Raw genomic sequence first — 17,836 nt, 5'->3', positions numbered from 1 at the left:
ATGCATTTAGAATCATGGCAACAAGAAACAGGCGAGGCGATTGCTCGTCGATTATTAGTAGCTTGTATGGCTTGTATTTTAGTCTGGCAAATAGCAGCAGCAAAGGGACCCGAAGCCGGAGAACTACGGACTCTATTAGTGCGATTAAGCGGGAAACAAATGAAATATGGCGTAGAATATACAAAACCAGCTCTTTTTACAGGGCTTTGTTCTCTTCTTAATGCACTCGATTTATTAGAACGATATGACCCAGGAGAACTTAAACAAATGCTTCGCCAAATAATAGGAGAAGCATTTGTGTAGATACCTATGGCTGAAATCATGGGAAGAGATTTGCTTATCCCGGGGCTTGGTTGGGCGGGACATGTTGGTATTGCTACCACTTATATGATGTCTCCTGCAGGAATGGGGAACAATGCAGATCAAGTGATAGAAGTACTTAATGAAAATCCTGTAGGGCAAGTTAATTCAATCAGTAACTTTAAATCTCGCTCAAAATATTGGGGTAGTAAATATGGAGTCGCGGACAGAGGAGTTATTGGCTACAATATCCTCGTTGAAGCTAATCACCAGAGGTGGTGGTGTCCTAAATATACCAACGATACTAACTACCATATTGGTTCTGGAATTCCCACAACAGGCCAGGTTATTGAATGTGGAACTTGGCGTTGTGATACATATACTTGGTGGGCTTTTTACAGCCAAGGATTAGATACAATGCCAGGAAAGATATGGCTACCAAGGAACTTATTTAATTTTTTCCCTTATTATAATGATGAAAGATTCGCTCTAGAATCATCTGAACAACCGCCAGAAATTTTAGCGCATAAATCTTTAGAAAATGTGACCGCTGAAGAGCTTAATGAAATGCCATATGAGGAGTTTCAAATGATAATGGACACTCCACCTGTTCACTATGTAACATCACCATCCACTGTACAAATGCAATTTGCTTATAATTCAAATTTAAACGATGTTAAACGCGGAATTATGATTGATAGGCTCATTGCGGATGATACTGAAACCGATTTAGTCAAAAAATTATTAAACCTATATAATGAAACGGACAACATAGAAGTAAAAAATAAAATTGTTCAAGGATTGATGCTTTATAATCAAAGGCATAGAAATGTTAAGTCTTACATTAAAAATGACCAGCCCTTACTTAAGGGTTTCTTCGCTGAGTTACTTGATTCCAAATCCTTAAACCCAAAAATGGCTGATGACGCGATCAGGGGTTTCATTGATACACATTCTTCTGAAGAAATAATGATTAGCCGAGATAAAATTGATAAATGGTTACCAACAACAGGCCATTATTCATCCATCATGTTGAAGTACACATTAGTTCACAAATCAAAAGACCTTCAACCTATCTATATAAAATCCATAGTTGATGAACTTCGTAAGGCTAACAATTCTGATCTGGATAGTTATTTGTTTGGTCCATTATCTATCGGTTATCAAGGCACAGGGAAAAATTTACTGGAACCAGAGTCTAAACAAATAGTTGCGGATTATTTAAAAGAAGTACGCTATAAATACACTCCTCAAGGGATTAAAGCTAATCCTAAAGACACACATCGAAATACTACTGCGCCCTATTATTTTGAATTAATTAAACATATGGGCATGTAATCTTCTCCATGCGCCAGAAAATATCTGGCGCAGCAATCCTTCTACTATTCTATCTCTTTCCTATTTCTTTTTTTAAGGTAGTTGCACAAGCATTCCTTACAAGAATCTCCAGTAAAGTTAATAATTCTTGTAGCTATTATCCCCAACACTCCCAAAATTAATAATTGCAATTCAAGGATATAGCTAAAAAACGATCGGGCATTTTTAAAAATTACATATCAATTCGAGGCTTGCCTTTTGCCTTCATATAGTGGTTCATAGTCTGACTCTGAACGTTTTATATATTTCATAAAGTTATGGGATTAAATAAGTGCCATTTAGCTCTTCTCCTGAAGGCTCATGTTGATTGGAACTGATTACTATCTTGTATCTGCATGGCTTCTTGACTCACGAGGCATTCAAAACTAGAACTGACCGGAACAGCAAACATAGTTATCAGAGATTGGGGCTGAGCGGAATATTGAGAATTTACGAACATTTTTGAGAATTTTATCATGTGGGGTTTAGGAGTCTGGAAGTGCTGCCATATATCATCCATGAGTTCATCATACCTACGAGTGACGCCTGATTCTTTAGATTCAATTTGGCTGGCTATTTGATATTTTAGCTTGTTAAATAAAACCCTATCTCCTCCGTAAAATCTCAACTGTCTTATAAAACGCTTTGCAGCCTCACATTCTTCAGCGGTTTGCACCGATTGGACAAGTGCTTCACAATGGCAAGATAAAACAGCACATACTGTGTCGTCTATATTTATTTCCTCTATGTCTCTTTGGCTGAAAGGGTGTGGGCGAAGTATTGCAAAATAATCAAAGAAATAGCGGATTTTCTCGTCCTCTGTTTTCAACTGATATAATTCTTCGATGAATTTATCAATGTTGTCCAGAGATTCCAAAGGATCAGAGGGTGTAGCATACCAACCGAAGCAACGAAGGCGTGCTGAAAAAATAGTTTGTGCCAAGGGATTAGCCAAGACTTCTGCAAGAGTTTGCACATAATGAAAATGAGTTCTACGGTAAGGATAATGACTCGCATCAAAAATCAAGAGTGCCTGCTCTAAACTATTAATTGGAGCTAATTGTTCCAAAAAACAGATAGCTTCACGGAGTTCTTCCTGATCTTTGTGTGTGCGGACTATCCATGCAGCACAAGTTTCAGGATTGTTGCTCCTCTTTATATAATCTTGTTCGTCTTGTGATAACGTTTCTAATTTAGGTAACATATTGATCTTTCTTAAGTGAGGCAGAGCATATTGTAACATTAATGCTCAGTCAAGCGACTGTTATGTTCCACCGAGAAATTAACTCTAGGTAGTTTTTAGCGTCACTTTGCCGCGAGTTAGCCTGGGTGAAAAGTAGTGAAACCCGGGTTAAAGATAAGCTTCCAATTGATGCGTGGTTAAAAGAAATAGCCCCTAGTCCTGAGCTGAGAAAATGGCTAGATTTTGCAAGTCAATATATCGATGAACTTAGTAGACAACAAGAATTGGTTGAAGAAATACTGACACAAGCCAAAAACAAGGAAGTCGTATTGTTTTATGCTGCAAAAAGATAAAAAACACAATCATGCCAAAGTATTAAAAGCTTTTCTTGATTACTGGCCGAAGAAACCGAAATTGGATTTGTTGGTTACGTCTTCTCATCAATAGAAAGTAACCCTTTCAACGCCATTTGATTATCGAGAATATCCGCAAACGTGTATTCCTTCAAAACAGCCAAAAAGCTTTCTTTGGCATCAAATAAAATACGTTTTAACTTGCAAGCAGGCGCAATACAACAGTTTGCCTTTTCTTGATTAAAACAAGGCACCAAATCAAAATGTGGCTCCAGCTTGATAACCAATTCACCCAAATTAATATCAGAGGGGTTTTGAGCCATTGTAATACCACCGCTTTTGCCCCGAAGGGTTCTAATCACCCCCATCTTTGATAAATTATGAATAATTTTAAGCAAATGATTGGATGAAATTGAATAAGCGCTGGCAATGTCATTAATCGTGCACAAGTCTTTTCTGAGCGCAATATATATCAATGCTCTTAATGAGTAATCGGTGAACTGGGTTAATTGCATACGTAACCTCTAAATCATTTCTTGACGGGTATTATTTCTTTTTATAAGATGTATTTCAAATACATCTTTAAGGAGTATACCATGTCTGAATCGTTATTTGAGCGCTTAGGTGGCCAAAACGCCGTCAACTCTGCTGTTGATATCTTTTATCGCAAAATGTTAACCGATGATAGAGTCAGTCATTTTTTTGATGATGTGGATATGGAACAACAAATCCTCAAACAAAAAGGCTTCTTAACCATGGTTTTTAGTGGCCCTAATCATTATAACGGAAAAGATATGCGCGAAGGTCATCGTCATTTAATCAAACGTGGATTAAATGATACCCATGTAGATATTGTCATTGAACATTTGGAGGCAACGTTGCAAGAGTTAGGCGCAAATGAAAAAGATATTCAGGAAGTAGCTGCTATTGCTAACAGCGTGCGTGATGATGTTTTAGATAGGTGATGGTATGGCCGAACTGCATTACAACGAACAAATCTTACAATCAATTGAAGATGAGTCAGTGCTTGACTGCTTGTTGCGACATGATGTTGATTATCCTAATTCGTGTCGGTCCGGAGTTTGTCAGGCTTGTTTGATCAAAACCACCGACACCCCAATTGAGTCAAAATGGCAGGAAGGTTTGCCTGAGACCTTAAAATCCCAAGGATATTTTCTTGCTTGTCAGGCCAAGCCCGCAAATACCCTTCATCTCAAAAACCCGGATGCAGCTGAGTGTGAACAACAAGCCATGATCACAGAGATAGCGCTCCTCACTCACAATGTCATTCGATTAAAACTCATAGCAGAGCATTTAGAAAACTGGATACCAGGTCAATACCTGAATCTATTAAATCCTGAAGGAATATCACGAAGTTATTCCATTGCCAACATACCAGAAAAAGAAGGCTATATTGAACTGCATATCAAGCTTAAAGACGATGGGGCAATGAGCCAATGGCTTCGGGAAAAGGCAACCATTGACATAATGGTTCATATCAGAGGGCCTTTTGGTAAATGCTATTATATGAATCCGGACCAATCCTCTTTCGACATACTTTTAGCCGGAACCGGTACTGGATTAGCGCCTTTATTAGGCATCGTCAAAACAGCACTAAGCAAACAGCATCCAGGCAAAATCACCTTAATCCATGGGGGCTGTCAGGATGATGATATTTATTACGCTGAAGAACTGAAAACTTTGGCAGTGTTTTACCAGAACTTTCAATATATACCCTGCGTATTAAAGAGTAATGGACGTTACCAGGAATCAGATATCACGCAGCAATTATTGATACAGTTAAATCATACCGATAGTGTTCAAATTTATGTATGTGGACCGAAAGAAACAACCAATAAACTAAAAACAAAAGTCTTTTTAGCTGGCGTTCCTTCATCTAAAATTTACAGCGATGCGTTTTTGTAAAAATAAAGAATGTACAGTATATTAAACGTGTTATTTGAGTCAGTTGCAGTTAGAGATATGTCCAGTTGAAAAAGTTGTCTAATGAGCTGGCTTTTGGACCAAAATAAAGAGCATTATAAATAGACTTAACCCCTCATCGCTATTAACTGATATAGTTATTTTCAGTATCTAAAAAAACAAAGGAATCAGTTTTGTGAAAAATGGATTTTGGGTAGGATTATTAACCTTGATGCTTGCAAGCAGCTTATGGGCCCAAGAGAAGACAGTTGATTTAACCATTTCATACAATACGGTTAATTTTAATGGCAAGCCTGCAAGAGCCATTACTGTTAATAATCAAATACCCGCTCCTACCCTGAGATTTAAGGAAGGAGATACCGTAATAATTAATGTCCACAATCACTTGGATAAAGACGCGGCTGTTCATTGGCATGGAATCATTCTTCCATGGCAAATGGATGGGGTATTAAATATTACTCAAAAAGGAATTCCACCTGGCGAAACTTTCCAGTATAAATACAAACTGCGCCAATCGGGAACCTACTGGTATCATTCCCATGCCGGTTTGCAAGAACAAGAGGGATTATATGGTGCATTTATTATTGAGCCAAAATATCCACCCCCCTTTGAATATACAAAAGATTATGTTGTTGTTTTGTCCGACTGGAAAAATACCAAAGCCGATCATATTCAAGCAAATTTAAAAAAAACTGGTGAGTATTATGGCCCTCTTTTTCCTTTGCAACCCTCGCTTTCTCATTTTTTGCGCAGTTATAGCAAAGCTGACCCAAAAGAAAGAAAAAAGCTGTGGATGGATTATAAAATGATGCAATTCATGCGCATGGGAATATTTGATATTAATGATGTAGCCTATGATGCTTTTTTAATGCATGGCCATACAAAACATAATCCGTGGACTAAATTGGTAAAGGTAGGGGATGTTGTGCGACTTCGCTTCATTGATGCTGGCGCCAATACTTTTTTTCATATCAAAATGCCTGATGCCAATATGCAAATGGTGCATGTGCAAGGTAATGATGTTGTTCCCTATCCGGTAAACAGTTTTCGCATGGGTCCAGGCGAAACGAATGATGTGTTAGTAAAAATTGAAAAAGATAAGCCTTATATTATATATGCTGAATCAACCGATAAAGTAGGTAAAGTATTTGGAGCTTTAGTCACAAAACCGAATCAACTTGTTCCTTATAATGCAGTAAAACCCTTTCCTGAGCCTTTACCCGTTACCCGCGAAAAAATGGCTAACGAACATAAGCGCGGACTAAAGCCAATGAAAAATATGGGTATGCAAAGCACATTAAACCAACAACCTAAAATAAACACAATGGTCGCCTCTCATCTTCCGAATTCAGCACAAAACAATGCATCAAAAATAGATAAAAAAGAACAAAACACCGTCACAATAGGGACGAAATATCAAACTTTAAAATCGTGGCGAAAAACAAATGATCCAGACAAGCCCATTTATAAAACCGTTGATTTAAAACTCTTTGGTTTTATGGATCGATTCATTTGGTTTATTAATGGCGTACCGGAATACAATGCAAAACCCATCATGCTGGTGCCGGGAAAACGATACCGATTGGTGTTTACCAATAACTCAATGATGCACCACCCCATGCATCTACATGGACATTGGATGATTTTAAGAAACGGAAATGGAAGCTATGATCCTCTTTTACATACCATCGATGTTCCGCCTGGTAGTCAGGTTACTGCTGATTTAGATACGGATGCAAGCGGACAATGGTTTTTCCATTGCCATATGTTAAATCATATGGTTTCAGGGCTAGCTCGGGTTTTTCAATACGCCTCACTTGAAGAGGTAGCTAAAGGCAAAAAAAAACCTCAAGATATTATTCAAGAAACCCCTTATTATAATCGTCCCATTGTCAGAGTGGATGAGGTGCGTCCTATACCGTTATCCATAGTAAAACATCCCGTGCATACCCCGAATAAGTTTTTTGCGGCATCTTGGATAGATGTTGGTGGGGATTTTTCACATAACAGACAAATGTTGACTTATTATGGTTTATATGGCCCTGATTTTAATAAGCTACAACTTTTTATAAACGACGCAGAAATGGAAAAAGGTAGCATTTCAAATGCAGATATTGATGTATTCTACTGGCGTCAAATCAGCCAATTTTGGGCTCTTAAAGGGGGAGTTAATTATTTTTATCGACCTTCTCAAACACCTTACTGGCAACCTGGAATTGGTTTTGAAGGATTGATGTACTATTTTATTGATAATAGTTCCAGATTTTATTACCACAAAGGAAGTTTTAAAGCAGATATTGAGTTTGGCCGTAACATTCAATTAACGAATAATCTTTTTTTCGGAGTGGAAATTCGAGCCATCGCTGCAACTAAAACAGTCAGGGAAGATCAAATTGGAAATGGTTTAAATGAGATGTATTTCATTGCTGGCCCAAACTATCGGCTAGCACCTGGGATCGTCGCTTTTGTGGAGTATGAACACCAACAGTATTATGGAGCACTAAAGTCCATACGTCGGCAATTAGGTGAAACAACGCGCGAAGATTCTGTGTTTTTTGGATTATCGTTCTTAATTTAAACCGCACAAGTCATTCGCAACGAACAAATTAAAGCGCACGTTTTAGATATTATGAATGGGAATAAAATGGCATTAGAAGGTTTAATGCCATGAGCTCGAGCAAGGCTATCTGCACTCTATGAATAAAGTTAATAGTATGGGATAATTATTAGTCATAGTTAGTAATATTTGTCTGATTGTATGAAAATAAAAGCATTTTATCTAATGGTCTTTATTTTTTTTCCCGCTACTTTATTCGCTAGTATTGCAACTTGTCCTTTATCCAATGGAATCAATGTACACACTACCAAGCGAATTTTAAATATCTGTAAACAGGGCATTGTAGTTAAAACCTTTAAAGTGGCTCTCGGAAACAATGGCGTTGGTAAAAAAAGAGCGGGTGATAATAAAACTCCAGTGGGTTTGTATGGATTGGCTCATCCAAGAAACTCTGCTAAATATAAAGTCTTTATTCCAATTCTTTATCCGACTTCAAAGCAATTAGCTGCAGGGTATACAGGACGAGATGTGGGGATTCATGGGCCTACACAGTCATCCACTTTGTTTGGTTGGTTAAACCATTTACCAAGCTCAACGCGTGGATGCATTGCTGTTGGTAACAATAACCATATTCAATATGTGGCTAATTGGGTAAAAACCCATCCTGGAACTAAAGTTTTAATTATTTAGATTTATGCGAATTTAGAGAATTTTTTAGTTCAAATCTACTTGTATGACAGGGCAAAATCATACTTTGCACTGCTTATTTAACCTATAACAAAAAGCTAGAACTTGCTTGAGTTAAGTTCAGAGTTTATACTTCCTGAAATGTTTTATATTTAATCAATAAGATAAAAATGTTGAAGCTTTCTACCTCAAAATCAAACTCCGAAATAGACTCCTCAGATAAGATTATCGACGCTGCGAACTCTAAAATCGATCCAGAAAGCAATCGGGACAAACCAAACGCCATCCATATTGTCAAAGCTACTTTTTCACCTAATCCATCCCCGATGGCCCAGGGTAGCTATCAGAATAGCTCCATTTTTTTTAATGAAAACAATTATAGCTCTTCATTATTTTTTGAATATTGTTCATTATTATTTGAGGTTTTTTTAGCAGACATTTTCAATAGATCTAGCCTCGGAAGTCCTGATAGAACAGTTTTTTTAGCTAAGAATGGTCATATCGCTGCAGAATGTATTATAAAGAAATCACTAGAAAATGCAGGTCTATCAATCTTTGAACATACCTATGATGACATTGAACACAGTTTGATTACATCGAAAGAGGCTCAAGAAAAAATCTATTATGCATCCACAATTATTTTAATTAAACCTGGATGTTCGAATACGCTAAACTGGTATATTGATTTTGCCAAGCGAACTGATAGGACAATAGATTTCGAAATGGATGTGACGCACCCTCCCACTATATTGCAAATGCATGCAGCCTTATTTGCATTAATTAATTTTTGTTATAAAAATACAGGAGCTGAAGATTCATTTAAAGAATATCAAAAGCAAGTCACCGCTTTTCAAAAATTAGGTACGGTTGACAGAAATAAGCGTTATATTGAAGCGCAAGACCTTTATATTCAACGTTTAGAGGAAAAAGAAAGAATTATGAGAGCGTATCTTGGGAGTCCTTCTCCGAGTTAATCGAACAACTCCATGGGAAAGCCAAACAATAGGGCTAATACAATTCTTAGCAAAGATAAAATGTTCAAGGAAAAAGCTACAAAAGTTCTTAGTGACATAAGGCGAGAGTAAAGAATTTACTTACACTCACCCGCAGTTCTGAGAAGAACCTGAAAATCCTGCGAAGCATTCAAAACGCTTTCTGCTTCCTCTTGTTTACCTTTTACCACATCATGTAAAAATTGACACATTTTGAAGGTTGTAGACGCAAAACAGGCCTCTTTGACTTCTTTCGATTATCCTTCCCATTGGACATCATCAAGGTTTCTGGTTCGATAACGATTAGCACTATTCTGGAATTACACTAATATTCCCATCTCTTTCCAAATAAGCTTTTTTGATTTTCTTAATCTCTAACATGTTATTTTTTCTTACTTCCTCTAATAAATCTTCCTTCGTAATTTTACTTTCTTCCATTTGCTTCCAATTGATCTCACCATTTTCTATTAATAAAGAAGACTTTCCTTTTAAAACATTGCCAAGCGAATCAGAATGAAAGGACAACAATGAAAATATTTTATGAAGCATAATAAGAACAAACGTAGTGCATAACGTAGGAATTAAAGAGGCACCTCCGTTTATCGTTCTACTAAGCAACGAGCCAATTAAAATTATAATTACAAAATCAAAAGGTCTTTTAAGATGTATCCTTGTGTTGGCAATTCTTAATAAAAAAATTGCATACATAAAAATAATCATACCTATCCCAATCATTTTCAATGATTCCAAAATTGTTTCCATCTATGCTTTCTCACTATGCACTTTAAAAAGCTATTATGATTTTTTACCGCTTCGACGCAATTGCCACCACATTATGACTAAAAAAAGGATTAAAACAGGCAATAATATGAAGCTTATGTATTCAAATATAATCACTGACAACAACGCAATTAATCCCAAAAAAATGCCAACTAATAGAAACATCGAGTCAAAATGAACTCCAGCTAAAAAAGTAGCTAAAGCCAATAGAAGTAAGTCAATTAAGCTAGCTACTGGTGTACTAAAAAAACCCCAGTGTCGAAAGAGTTCGACTAAATAAATCGTTATGACTAGACCGAACCAATGTAATACCTCCCGCCAAATTTCTGATACCGTCAATGGCGGCTCTTGACGAGACACAAGCCAACTCAAAAATAAAGAAGACAGTGCATAAATGATGGCTAAAGAGACCCAGTAGATATGAGCATAAGAACTTTGCCAATTCGTCAGAATCACGCCAAAAAACGCCAATAGCAACAAAATAACACCGGTTGTTAGTTGGGTTTTAAAATGTAAATTTCGCTGAGGGAATATAGCATTTGTTGCAGTCCTTTCCTTTTCTTGCATTATACATTCCTTATTAAATTTTCATATTCTTTGAGGCAGATCCATGCGATTTACATCTAATTAAGAATAGAGTTACACACCATTACATCCTTGCCAGGAATTGTATCAAACAGGCTATAGTCTAAAGTCAACCTGTAATGTATTCGAGTAACTTAACGTTTTACTTTGTGATTGATGTTTTGTCGTTACAAGTACATGTGCCGGTTCGTTTATCTAGATCGATTAGACAAGATTGCATTCCTTCATGCTGAGTACAAAAATTTTCACATCTTTTAATTTGTTGAGGCTTTCACTCTTTCATTTTATCTGCAAGAACCATTGTTGAACTTAAAATGAATAACACACCAAGTAAACCAGCGGAAGTTCTAATATACATTTCTCTTCTCCTTCTTAAAGTTTTTTATCTCACTGTCCCTACTTTCTATTAGTATAATCGCTTTTACAAAAATATTTTTTTTATTTATGATCAAGTGCTTAATCAAAGCTCGCCAAATTTAAATAGGATTTAAACAGAATCCTTCTTCCAGACCTTAAATTGGACTTGAAATAGAACGATAAGGACCGCAATAATTCGATATGAAAAAAAATTTAAGTGCTTTGGGTTTATTATGGATTTCCATAACCAGCATGGTAGGTTCAGGCTGGTTATTTGGCTCGTTATACTCTGCGCACTTTGCAGGACCCGCAGCGATAATAGCCTGGCCAATTGCAGGTTTTCTCTTGTTATTTATTGCTTTATCTTATGCTGAAATTGGGGCGATGTTTCCTCACTCAGGTACTTTGGCATCCTTACCCTTATATACACATGGGCGATTAACTAGCCTGATTATAAGCAGTCTAACCTGGTTTTCCTTAGCTATTCTACCCGTGATTGAAACCCAGGGAGTTATTCAATATGCCGGAAATTATATTCCCGGGTTAATCACAGACTTTGGTGTGTATTATAAAACTACACCTTTAGGTTATGCGATGGCTCTAGCTATCTTATTGAGTTTTGTTTTGTTGAATTATTTTGGTATTGGTTTCTTCGCACGTATTAATGCGGCTTTTACCATATGGAAAATTATTATACCGCTTCTCACGATCATAAGCCTTATCACTGTGAGTTATCACCCTCATAATTTCACTCAATATGGGGGGTTTATGCCCTATGGATGGCGAGGTGTCATGGCTGCCATGTCGAGTGGAGGCGTATTATTTTCCTTATTAGGGTTTAGACAAGTTGTGGTCATGATGGGCGAAATTGAAAAACCAGGCCAATATATTCCTTTAATTTTAGGGGGCTCACTATTTTTTACAAGCCTGCTTTACACAGGCTTACAATGGTCTTTTATTGGTAGTGTCAGTGCAGAAGCACTGGCCAATGGCTGGGCGCAATTATCGTTTACTGGTGACGCAGGTCCGTTTGCAGCCTTAGCTGCCTTAGCGGGGTTATTTTGGTTAAGCGTATTATTATATTCCGATGCATTTGTATCTCCCTATTCAACCGGACTCGTTTATTCAACCACCGCGGCGCACATGTTGTCGAGTATGAGCTCAAGCGTTCGAGCACCCAAAGTCCTAGCTAAACTAAATAAACATGAGGTTCCCTGGGTGAGCTTAAGTATTAACTTTCTTCTAGCGGCCATCATGTCTATTGTATTAAAAAGCTGGCAAGAAATGTCTTCGTTTCTCGTTGTACTACTAATGGTGAGTTATTCTATAGGGCCAATTGGTATGGTTTGCTTACGTAAACAATTGCCAAATCATAAAAGACCCTTTTGCTTGCGAGGTAGCACTTTAATTGCGTTTATTGGATTTTACGTTTGTACTGTTGGCGTTTATTGGGCAGGTTTTCACAGCGTAAGAAAATTACTCGTGATTACTGTCCTTGGCGTTTTGTGTTTGGGAGCTTATGGTTTCATAAAAAACACAAAAGATGCACTCGATGGCAAAGAAGCGCTTTGGTTTTTATGTTATCTTTTAGGGCTTGGAATTTTCTCATATCTAGGCAATTATGGTGGTAAACATGTCTTGCCACAATATTGGGACTTATTCTACTTATTGCTGTTTAGTTTATTAATTTTTGGTCTAGCCATCTTATCCAGAAAGCCTAGCTCTCATACTCAAAAACTGGTTTTAGAGCCTTTAACTGAAACTATTTGATAAGGTTATAGGAAGGACGCATGAATAATAAGATTGGGTCTAATTTAAAATTTGATCTCCCCGCTTCTCTTGTAGTCAGTTTTGTTGCGTTACCGCTTTGCCTTGGAATCGCTCTGGCTTCGAATGCACCTTTATTTTCAGGGATTATTGCAGGAATTGTGGGAGGCATAATTGTCGGTTTAGCCAGTGGTTCTGCCGTAGGTGTTAGTGGTCCTGCAGCAGGGTTGGCGGCTATTATCATCAGCTCACTTGAAAAGCTAGGTTCTTGGGAAGCATTTTTATTAGCTGGCGTTATTGCAGGACTCTTACAATTAATAGCTGGTATTTTTCGTGGAGGAATCATTGCTTATTATTTTCCATCCTCAGTTATCAAAGGCATGTTAACTGGGATTGGTATACTCATTATCATTAAACAAATCCCCCATCTCATAGGCTATGATATTACACCTCTTATTTCTGCTGACTGGACAGGCTTTCCGAATTTGCTTGATACGATCAAAGCGTTAGAATTTTTCAACCCGGGTGTTGTTATAATCAGTGCTATTTCCTTAGTAATCATGATTGTTTGGGAACAAATTCTTGCTAAAAAACATAAAGTGTTTATGTTCTTTCCAGCGCCTTTAGCCGTGATTATTATTGGCGTCGCATTGAGCTGGTCTTATGAAGCAGGTTTACTAGCATTTTCTCTGGAAAAATCTGAGCTGGTTCAGCTCCCAGCAATTTCTCGTCCCTTGGAGTTATTCTATCACTTCACTTTTCCTGATTTTTCCCAACTTACCAATGGAATGGTTTATCAAGTTGCACTAGTTATTGCGCTTGTAGCCAGTATTGAAACATTATTATGCGTGGAAGCTACCGATAAAATGGATCCTAGTAAACGAATAACTCCTACCAATCGAGAATTAAAAGCACAAGGGCTAGGTAATTTAGTATCCTGTTTTATCGGTGGATTGCCAATTACCCAAGTGATTGTTCGAAGCTCAGCGAATATAACCTTTGGGGCTAAAACCAAAATGTCTGCCATTTTGCATGGGGTATTTTTGCTTGCATTTGTTGTGACCATTCCAGAACTTCTAAATAAAATACCGCTCGCTTCCCTTGCAGCAATTCTGGTGATTATTGGATATAAACTAGCAAAACCCGCTTTATTTAAAGCCATGTATCGAAAAGGCTGGGAACAATTTGCACCCTTTTTGATTACGGTCTTAGGTATTGTGTTCTATGATCTTCTTTTGGGAATTTTAGTTGGATTTTCATTCGCGGTTTTTGTTATTTTACGTCACAATTACTTACATTCTCATGAAATCTTACATGTAACCACAGAAAATACCGTAAAATATCACATACAACTTGCTGAAGAAGTTTCTTTTTTGAATAAAGGAAGCATTATTCATGAGCTAAAAAACTTAAAAAAAGGCGCGATTGTTACCATTGATGGTTCAAATTCAAAAGTAATTGATTCAGATGTCAAGGAAGTTATTCAGGATTTTCTAGAAAATGCAAAGACTAAAGACATACAAGTGAAGTTGGTTGGTATCGATTTAAATCATCATGCAATTTCCTTTAAATAATACTCATAATCAATAGCACCAGCGCCATGAAAGCCATACCGATGTCTTCAGTCAGTGTAACGGTTGACAAAGGAACATCTAAAACCGTTCCCATGCAGGGGCAGTTGATATCAAGGCCTTTTTGCAAGGCTTGAATTACGCCAATTGAGCCTATAGTTAAAAGCACGATTGTGACCAGATAGGTTAAAATGGGTAAAAAAAATGATAAAAATGCAAGCCCTAAGCCTAATTCAATTAGAGGATAGCAGTAAGCATAAACGCGCGATCGTTTGGCGATAATATCATACATCTCAAAGCCATCCGCGAAATCGAATGGGTGAAAAATTTTTAAGGTGCTAAAAATAACAAGAAAGACCCCCATAAAATAATGCATCCACGCTCGCATCTCGCCATCACCCCCCCAGTTAATAGCAAAAGCCGCCAACATTGAAACAAGAATGAGTGATATTAAAGGCCAATATTGTGTTAATGACGTGTTGTTTTTCTCTTTTTCATCAAGCTTGACTACCAAATCCTGATAGTCAGCATGATCTTTAACATAGCTTTTAACAAAAGGGCAACTTGGGCGAACTTTAAGCTGATTGTCTTTGGCGTATTGCAATGCAAATTCGGTAATGTCAGCAGCGATCCCTTGTCCTCTTTGCTCTTCAGGCACAAAAGTCGTGAAATAATCTAACGTTTCCTCGTTGATTTTTTTATATTTTAATTCGCTTTGCTTATTATCTACCTCAACATAGAACCGTTGATTTTTTTTATCGTGTTTCACATCTAAATCCATTTTTAACTCCTTAGTTCCTTTTTAAAAAAGTAGCAGCAATCAGAAGATTTAGCAAAAGTGGTTTTTATTGAATAATTTACCCTGACAAATGAATAATTTTTGTCTCTGTATCAAAATTAATGCCAAAATCATCTTCAGAGCATTTTATAAAATATTTAGGCATAATGTATAAACTTTGAATACTAATTACTCATACACTACACTTTAATTAGGTTCAGTATTAATTGCTTGGTGAACATGATGAACTCAAAAGGTTTTACATTAATGGAACTAGTGGTTGTGGTGGTAATTCTTGGGGTCCTCGCTGCTGTAGCAATACCCAATTTTGTTGATTTAAAAAGCGAATCGAATGAAGCCGGCGCTAAAGCTGTAGCTGCTTCGTTAAGCTCCGCAAGTGTATTAAATTTTGCAGCGTGTATCCATAGTAAACCTCAGTGTTGGACTACAACAGGATTAACTTGCACGCAAATTGCCAATAATCTTTTACAAGCTGGTGGCGGTTTAGATTCATCACTGTTCACAACAGGAACAACTGTTTTAACTTATACCAATGGCAAGGGAACTTGTACTATCACACCTGTTCATGGAGGTGCTGCAGCAACAGCGATTATTATTCAAACCTAAACCAATTACTTACAGTTGTCGGCTAAAAAACCTCGCACGAGTTCATAAAACTTCTTAGGATATTCTAAAGGAGGTAAATGGCCACACTCCTTAAAACTATAATAAGTGGCATTAGGCAGTTGTTCTGAAAGTGCTTTTATTGAAGACTCCCTAAAAATTAAGTCTTGATCCGAACCTATCACCAATGTTGGAATTTGAATCGATTTTAGCCAGGGCTCGGAATTAAACCCCTTAAGCGCTGCGTATTGCCCATGATAGCCTGCGATAGTAAAAGGATACGGATTATCCAAGGCCAATTGAATTAAGTTGTTAAATACTTTCTCTTTGGCAAGAAATTGGTACGAGTAGACCCAACTGCAAGAAGCCTTAACTAACGCTTCCATAGGAACATTTGCTTTTAAAAATTCTAATTGCGATGCGAGATAAATTTTATAACACGAATTGATGGTCGAAGCTGAATTACTAATAACCGCTGTTTTGATTAGATGAGGATAGCGGTGCATCAACGTTTGTAAAATAAACCCTCCCATAGAATTGCCTATGAAATTGGCTTTAGCCAAATCAAGATGTGAACAAAGCGCTGCGACATCCTCTGCCATTTGGGTAATGGTATATTCACCCAGTGGCACATCCGTTCTACCCACCCCGCGGTTGTCAAACAAAATCACTTGGTAATTTTTTTTAAATCGGTCAACTACCTCTCTCCAAAGCGTATGATCGGCACTAAACCCGGATATAAAAACAATGGCTTCTCCAGTTCCATGCGTTTCATAATACAGCTCAATATCATTAACTTTTACTCGCGCCATATTTAGCCTCGATTGGTTTAGCAATTAGTCTATCTGACAACCTTTAAACACTATAACGACGCACCACCTCAACTGGCTCGTCACTGATATGAGTTTGAGCAAAAAAGCTATTATCAATGAAAGGCGTGATAATTGGTCCCGTAACCACCATTATTTTACCCCGTAAAGCCGTCTCACTTTCAGCCTTTGGTTTAGCAGTTCGCTCAGGAACGGGCAAAACCATACCGCTTATAGACTTTTGGGGGAATAATCTCCATTCGGTTGCCGAGTTACTTGCATTCCAAACTTTGGTAAATGTTTCTGCTTCACGTTGTTCTTTAAGCGAATAAAGTGATGAGCGTGCGAGCTCCATTCCATTGAAATCATAATATAATCCAAATTGGGTAATAATAAAATGGGTTTCGCCAGATTGATTATGATAGTAACCTACCACAACAGCGGCATGTTCGTTTTGGCCATCCCAGCTTTTATCCAAATCAAAAAAAACGATTGGAGCTTGATTGTCATCCACGAGTGTAATGAGTGTTTTAATGTAGTCCTCTTCATGGTTTGGGGCATAGGCTTCAGCTTTAAATCCCGCGGTTCTACAGACACTCATTAACAATTCTAGTGAGTAGATTTCACCTACTGCACTGCCTTTTTTTTTTCGCAATCTGTCTTAACGACACCCCATATTCTCTATTTTTATAGAGCGGTAAAGCATGAGAATGTGTCGCTTTAGCCGTATGCCCCATCGCATCAGCAAGTGCCTTTAACTTACATGTTTCGCCACGTTGATCTGAAGCCGGAAGAACTTCGGGAGTGATAATATGAAATTTGTTTTCTAAGTCAGCATGCGTTTTAAAATACGTTTGCAGCTGAGGCAATAAGCTTTTTTGGGGATTAAAATCAATATAACTGGACACGGAATTTCCTTTTTAACAAGATTAACCGCCCAATCAATAAAGAATAAACAAATAGGGCGTTACATGTATTTATTGATCATATTTTAAACCATAATCATGATTCATTACAATGATATTTACCTTCTTATCTTCCAAGCCTTTTGTTAATAATGCAAACGCCTAATTTGAATGAAGCTTCTTAGTTTACCTAATTTTCTAAAAGCTTCTGGGTTTCTAAATTCCCTGAAATAACCATTTCTTTTTGAATTTCCATCTATTGCTATACTTATAAAAGCAAAACCCCTT

Annotated in this window: 18 protein-coding genes and 1 pseudogene; 11 read left to right on the top strand and 8 right to left on the bottom strand. The window is 37.3% G+C overall.

From position 1 onward, the window contains the following. Nucleotides 1-303 (top strand): annotated as a pseudogene (locus E1O41_RS11745) (IS4-like element ISRba2 family transposase); the annotation flags it as partial. Nucleotides 304-309: 6 nt separating this feature from the next. Continuing rightward, the gene (locus tag E1O41_RS06200; RefSeq protein WP_229669394.1) at nt 310-1,638 is read left to right on the top strand and encodes a hypothetical protein; all 1,329 of its coding nucleotides are present in this window, start codon (nt 310-312) and stop codon (nt 1,636-1,638) included. 337 nt (nt 1,639-1,975) lie between these two features. Here the strand turns inward: E1O41_RS06200 and E1O41_RS06195 are convergent, their stop codons facing one another. Next, nucleotides 1,976-2,899 carry a hypothetical protein gene (locus tag E1O41_RS06195; RefSeq protein WP_165481133.1) on the bottom strand — a complete coding sequence of 308 codons (924 nt, stop codon included), beginning with the start codon at nt 2,897-2,899 and terminating at the stop codon, nt 1,976-1,978. Nucleotides 2,900-2,985: 86 nt separating this feature from the next. On the opposite strand from E1O41_RS06195, the gene E1O41_RS06190 reads away from it, so the two are divergent. Continuing rightward, a complete protein-coding gene (locus tag E1O41_RS06190; protein ID WP_131776449.1) occupies nt 2,986-3,192 on the top strand; it encodes a DUF488 domain-containing protein in 207 nt (68 codons plus the stop codon). Between the two features lie 74 nt (nt 3,193-3,266). Here the strand turns inward: E1O41_RS06190 and E1O41_RS06185 are convergent, their stop codons facing one another. Beyond that, nucleotides 3,267-3,707, bottom strand: a complete 441-nt coding sequence (locus E1O41_RS06185; RefSeq protein ID WP_131776448.1) for an Rrf2 family transcriptional regulator — start codon at nt 3,705-3,707, stop codon at nt 3,267-3,269. Between the two features lie 81 nt (nt 3,708-3,788). On the opposite strand from E1O41_RS06185, the gene E1O41_RS06180 reads away from it, so the two are divergent. The 5 genes from E1O41_RS06180 to E1O41_RS06160 all read left to right on the top strand — a co-directional run bounded on the left by E1O41_RS06180 (nt 3,789) and on the right by E1O41_RS06160 (nt 9,354). After that, nucleotides 3,789-4,157 carry a group I truncated hemoglobin gene (locus E1O41_RS06180; RefSeq protein ID WP_165481132.1) on the top strand — a complete coding sequence of 123 codons (369 nt, stop codon included), beginning with the start codon at nt 3,789-3,791 and terminating at the stop codon, nt 4,155-4,157. Nucleotides 4,158-4,161: 4 nt separating this feature from the next. After that, nucleotides 4,162-5,118: an FAD-binding oxidoreductase gene (locus E1O41_RS06175; RefSeq protein WP_131776447.1), complete on the top strand. Its 957-nt coding sequence runs from the start codon at nt 4,162-4,164 to the stop codon at nt 5,116-5,118. Nucleotides 5,119-5,347: 229 nt separating this feature from the next. Further along, nucleotides 5,348-7,714, top strand: a complete 2,367-nt coding sequence (locus E1O41_RS06170; protein WP_131776459.1) for a multicopper oxidase domain-containing protein — start codon at nt 5,348-5,350, stop codon at nt 7,712-7,714. A 180-nt stretch (nt 7,715-7,894) separates the two neighbouring features. After that, nucleotides 7,895-8,383: a L,D-transpeptidase family protein gene (locus E1O41_RS06165; protein ID WP_131776446.1), complete on the top strand. Its 489-nt coding sequence runs from the start codon at nt 7,895-7,897 to the stop codon at nt 8,381-8,383. 167 nt (nt 8,384-8,550) lie between these two features. Continuing rightward, nucleotides 8,551-9,354 (top strand): hypothetical protein, encoded by an 804-nt coding sequence (locus E1O41_RS06160; protein WP_131776445.1) that lies wholly within the window; start codon nt 8,551-8,553, stop codon nt 9,352-9,354. Nucleotides 9,355-9,681: 327 nt separating this feature from the next. Here E1O41_RS06160 and E1O41_RS06155 read toward each other — a convergent pair whose 3' ends face one another. Together E1O41_RS06155 and E1O41_RS06150 are read right to left on the bottom strand one after the other, a co-directional pair. Beyond that, entirely contained in the window at nt 9,682-10,134 is a 453-nt protein-coding gene (locus tag E1O41_RS06155; RefSeq protein WP_131776444.1) for a DUF421 domain-containing protein, read from the bottom strand. A gap of 33 nt (nt 10,135-10,167) precedes the next feature. After that, nucleotides 10,168-10,719, bottom strand: coding sequence for a hypothetical protein (locus E1O41_RS06150; protein ID WP_131776443.1), 552 nt, complete (start codon nt 10,717-10,719; stop codon nt 10,168-10,170). Between the two features lie 576 nt (nt 10,720-11,295). On the opposite strand from E1O41_RS06150, the gene E1O41_RS06145 reads away from it, so the two are divergent. Further along, nucleotides 11,296-12,864 carry an APC family permease gene (locus tag E1O41_RS06145; RefSeq protein WP_131776442.1) on the top strand — a complete coding sequence of 523 codons (1,569 nt, stop codon included), beginning with the start codon at nt 11,296-11,298 and terminating at the stop codon, nt 12,862-12,864. A 20-nt stretch (nt 12,865-12,884) separates the two neighbouring features. Beyond that, nucleotides 12,885-14,435 (top strand): SulP family inorganic anion transporter, encoded by a 1,551-nt coding sequence (locus E1O41_RS06140; protein ID WP_131776441.1) that lies wholly within the window; start codon nt 12,885-12,887, stop codon nt 14,433-14,435. On the opposite strand, the gene E1O41_RS06135 is transcribed toward E1O41_RS06140, so the two are convergent. Then, nucleotides 14,428-15,213, bottom strand: coding sequence for a GNAT family N-acetyltransferase (locus E1O41_RS06135; protein WP_131776440.1), 786 nt, complete (start codon nt 15,211-15,213; stop codon nt 14,428-14,430). The two genes, E1O41_RS06140 and E1O41_RS06135, sit on opposite strands and share 8 nt — an antisense overlap. 237 nt (nt 15,214-15,450) lie before the next feature. Between E1O41_RS06135 and E1O41_RS06130 the strand changes: the two genes are divergently transcribed. Further along, nucleotides 15,451-15,837, top strand: a complete 387-nt coding sequence (locus E1O41_RS06130) for a prepilin-type N-terminal cleavage/methylation domain-containing protein (RefSeq protein WP_131776439.1) — start codon at nt 15,451-15,453, stop codon at nt 15,835-15,837. A 5-nt stretch (nt 15,838-15,842) separates the two neighbouring features. Here the strand turns inward: E1O41_RS06130 and E1O41_RS06125 are convergent, their stop codons facing one another. Genes E1O41_RS06125 through E1O41_RS06115 form a run of 3 tightly spaced genes read right to left on the bottom strand, consistent with a single transcriptional unit; the run spans nt 15,843 to nt 17,551 of the window. After that, complete coding sequence (locus E1O41_RS06125; protein WP_131776438.1) at nt 15,843-16,646, bottom strand: alpha/beta fold hydrolase; 804 nt, start codon at nt 16,644-16,646, stop codon at nt 15,843-15,845. Nucleotides 16,647-16,689: 43 nt separating this feature from the next. Beyond that, nucleotides 16,690-17,298: a hypothetical protein gene (locus E1O41_RS06120; protein ID WP_131776437.1), complete on the bottom strand. Its 609-nt coding sequence runs from the start codon at nt 17,296-17,298 to the stop codon at nt 16,690-16,692. Continuing rightward, entirely contained in the window at nt 17,267-17,551 is a 285-nt protein-coding gene (locus E1O41_RS06115) for a hypothetical protein (protein WP_131776436.1), read from the bottom strand. Before E1O41_RS06115 ends, E1O41_RS06120 begins: the two co-directional genes overlap by 32 nt. Between the last annotated feature and the right edge of the window lie 285 nt (nt 17,552-17,836).

This window comes from Legionella impletisoli, from assembly GCF_900639875.1.
In the GTDB taxonomy this organism is placed as follows: Bacteria; Pseudomonadota; Gammaproteobacteria; order Legionellales; family Legionellaceae; genus Legionella_A; species Legionella_A impletisoli.
Note: the sequence above shows the minus strand (reverse complement) of the source record. Positions and strands in the feature narration are given on the sequence as shown.

What these genes read in the sequence shown, in the direction of transcription:
- E1O41_RS06200 (WP_229669394.1), top strand. Translation starts at nt 310, where the DNA reads ATGGCTGAAATCATGGGAAGAGATTTGCTTATCCCGGGGCTTGGTTGG.
- E1O41_RS06195 (WP_165481133.1), bottom strand. Translation starts at nt 2,899, where the DNA reads ATGTTACAATATGCTCTGCCTCACTTAAGAAAGATCAATATGTTACCT.
- E1O41_RS06185 (WP_131776448.1), bottom strand. Translation starts at nt 3,707, where the DNA reads ATGCAATTAACCCAGTTCACCGATTACTCATTAAGAGCATTGATATAT.
- E1O41_RS06180 (WP_165481132.1), top strand. Translation starts at nt 3,789, where the DNA reads ATGTCTGAATCGTTATTTGAGCGCTTAGGTGGCCAAAACGCCGTCAAC.
- E1O41_RS06175 (WP_131776447.1), top strand. Translation starts at nt 4,162, where the DNA reads ATGGCCGAACTGCATTACAACGAACAAATCTTACAATCAATTGAAGAT.
- E1O41_RS06170 (WP_131776459.1), top strand. Translation starts at nt 5,348, where the DNA reads ATGCTTGCAAGCAGCTTATGGGCCCAAGAGAAGACAGTTGATTTAACC.
- E1O41_RS06165 (WP_131776446.1), top strand. Translation starts at nt 7,895, where the DNA reads ATGAAAATAAAAGCATTTTATCTAATGGTCTTTATTTTTTTTCCCGCT.
- E1O41_RS06160 (WP_131776445.1), top strand. Translation starts at nt 8,551, where the DNA reads ATGTTGAAGCTTTCTACCTCAAAATCAAACTCCGAAATAGACTCCTCA.
- E1O41_RS06155 (WP_131776444.1), bottom strand. Translation starts at nt 10,134, where the DNA reads ATGGAAACAATTTTGGAATCATTGAAAATGATTGGGATAGGTATGATT.
- E1O41_RS06150 (WP_131776443.1), bottom strand. Translation starts at nt 10,719, where the DNA reads ATGCAAGAAAAGGAAAGGACTGCAACAAATGCTATATTCCCTCAGCGA.
- E1O41_RS06145 (WP_131776442.1), top strand. Translation starts at nt 11,296, where the DNA reads ATGAAAAAAAATTTAAGTGCTTTGGGTTTATTATGGATTTCCATAACC.
- E1O41_RS06140 (WP_131776441.1), top strand. Translation starts at nt 12,885, where the DNA reads ATGAATAATAAGATTGGGTCTAATTTAAAATTTGATCTCCCCGCTTCT.
- E1O41_RS06135 (WP_131776440.1), bottom strand. Translation starts at nt 15,213, where the DNA reads ATGGATTTAGATGTGAAACACGATAAAAAAAATCAACGGTTCTATGTT.
- E1O41_RS06130 (WP_131776439.1), top strand. Translation starts at nt 15,451, where the DNA reads ATGATGAACTCAAAAGGTTTTACATTAATGGAACTAGTGGTTGTGGTG.
- E1O41_RS06125 (WP_131776438.1), bottom strand. Translation starts at nt 16,646, where the DNA reads ATGGCGCGAGTAAAAGTTAATGATATTGAGCTGTATTATGAAACGCAT.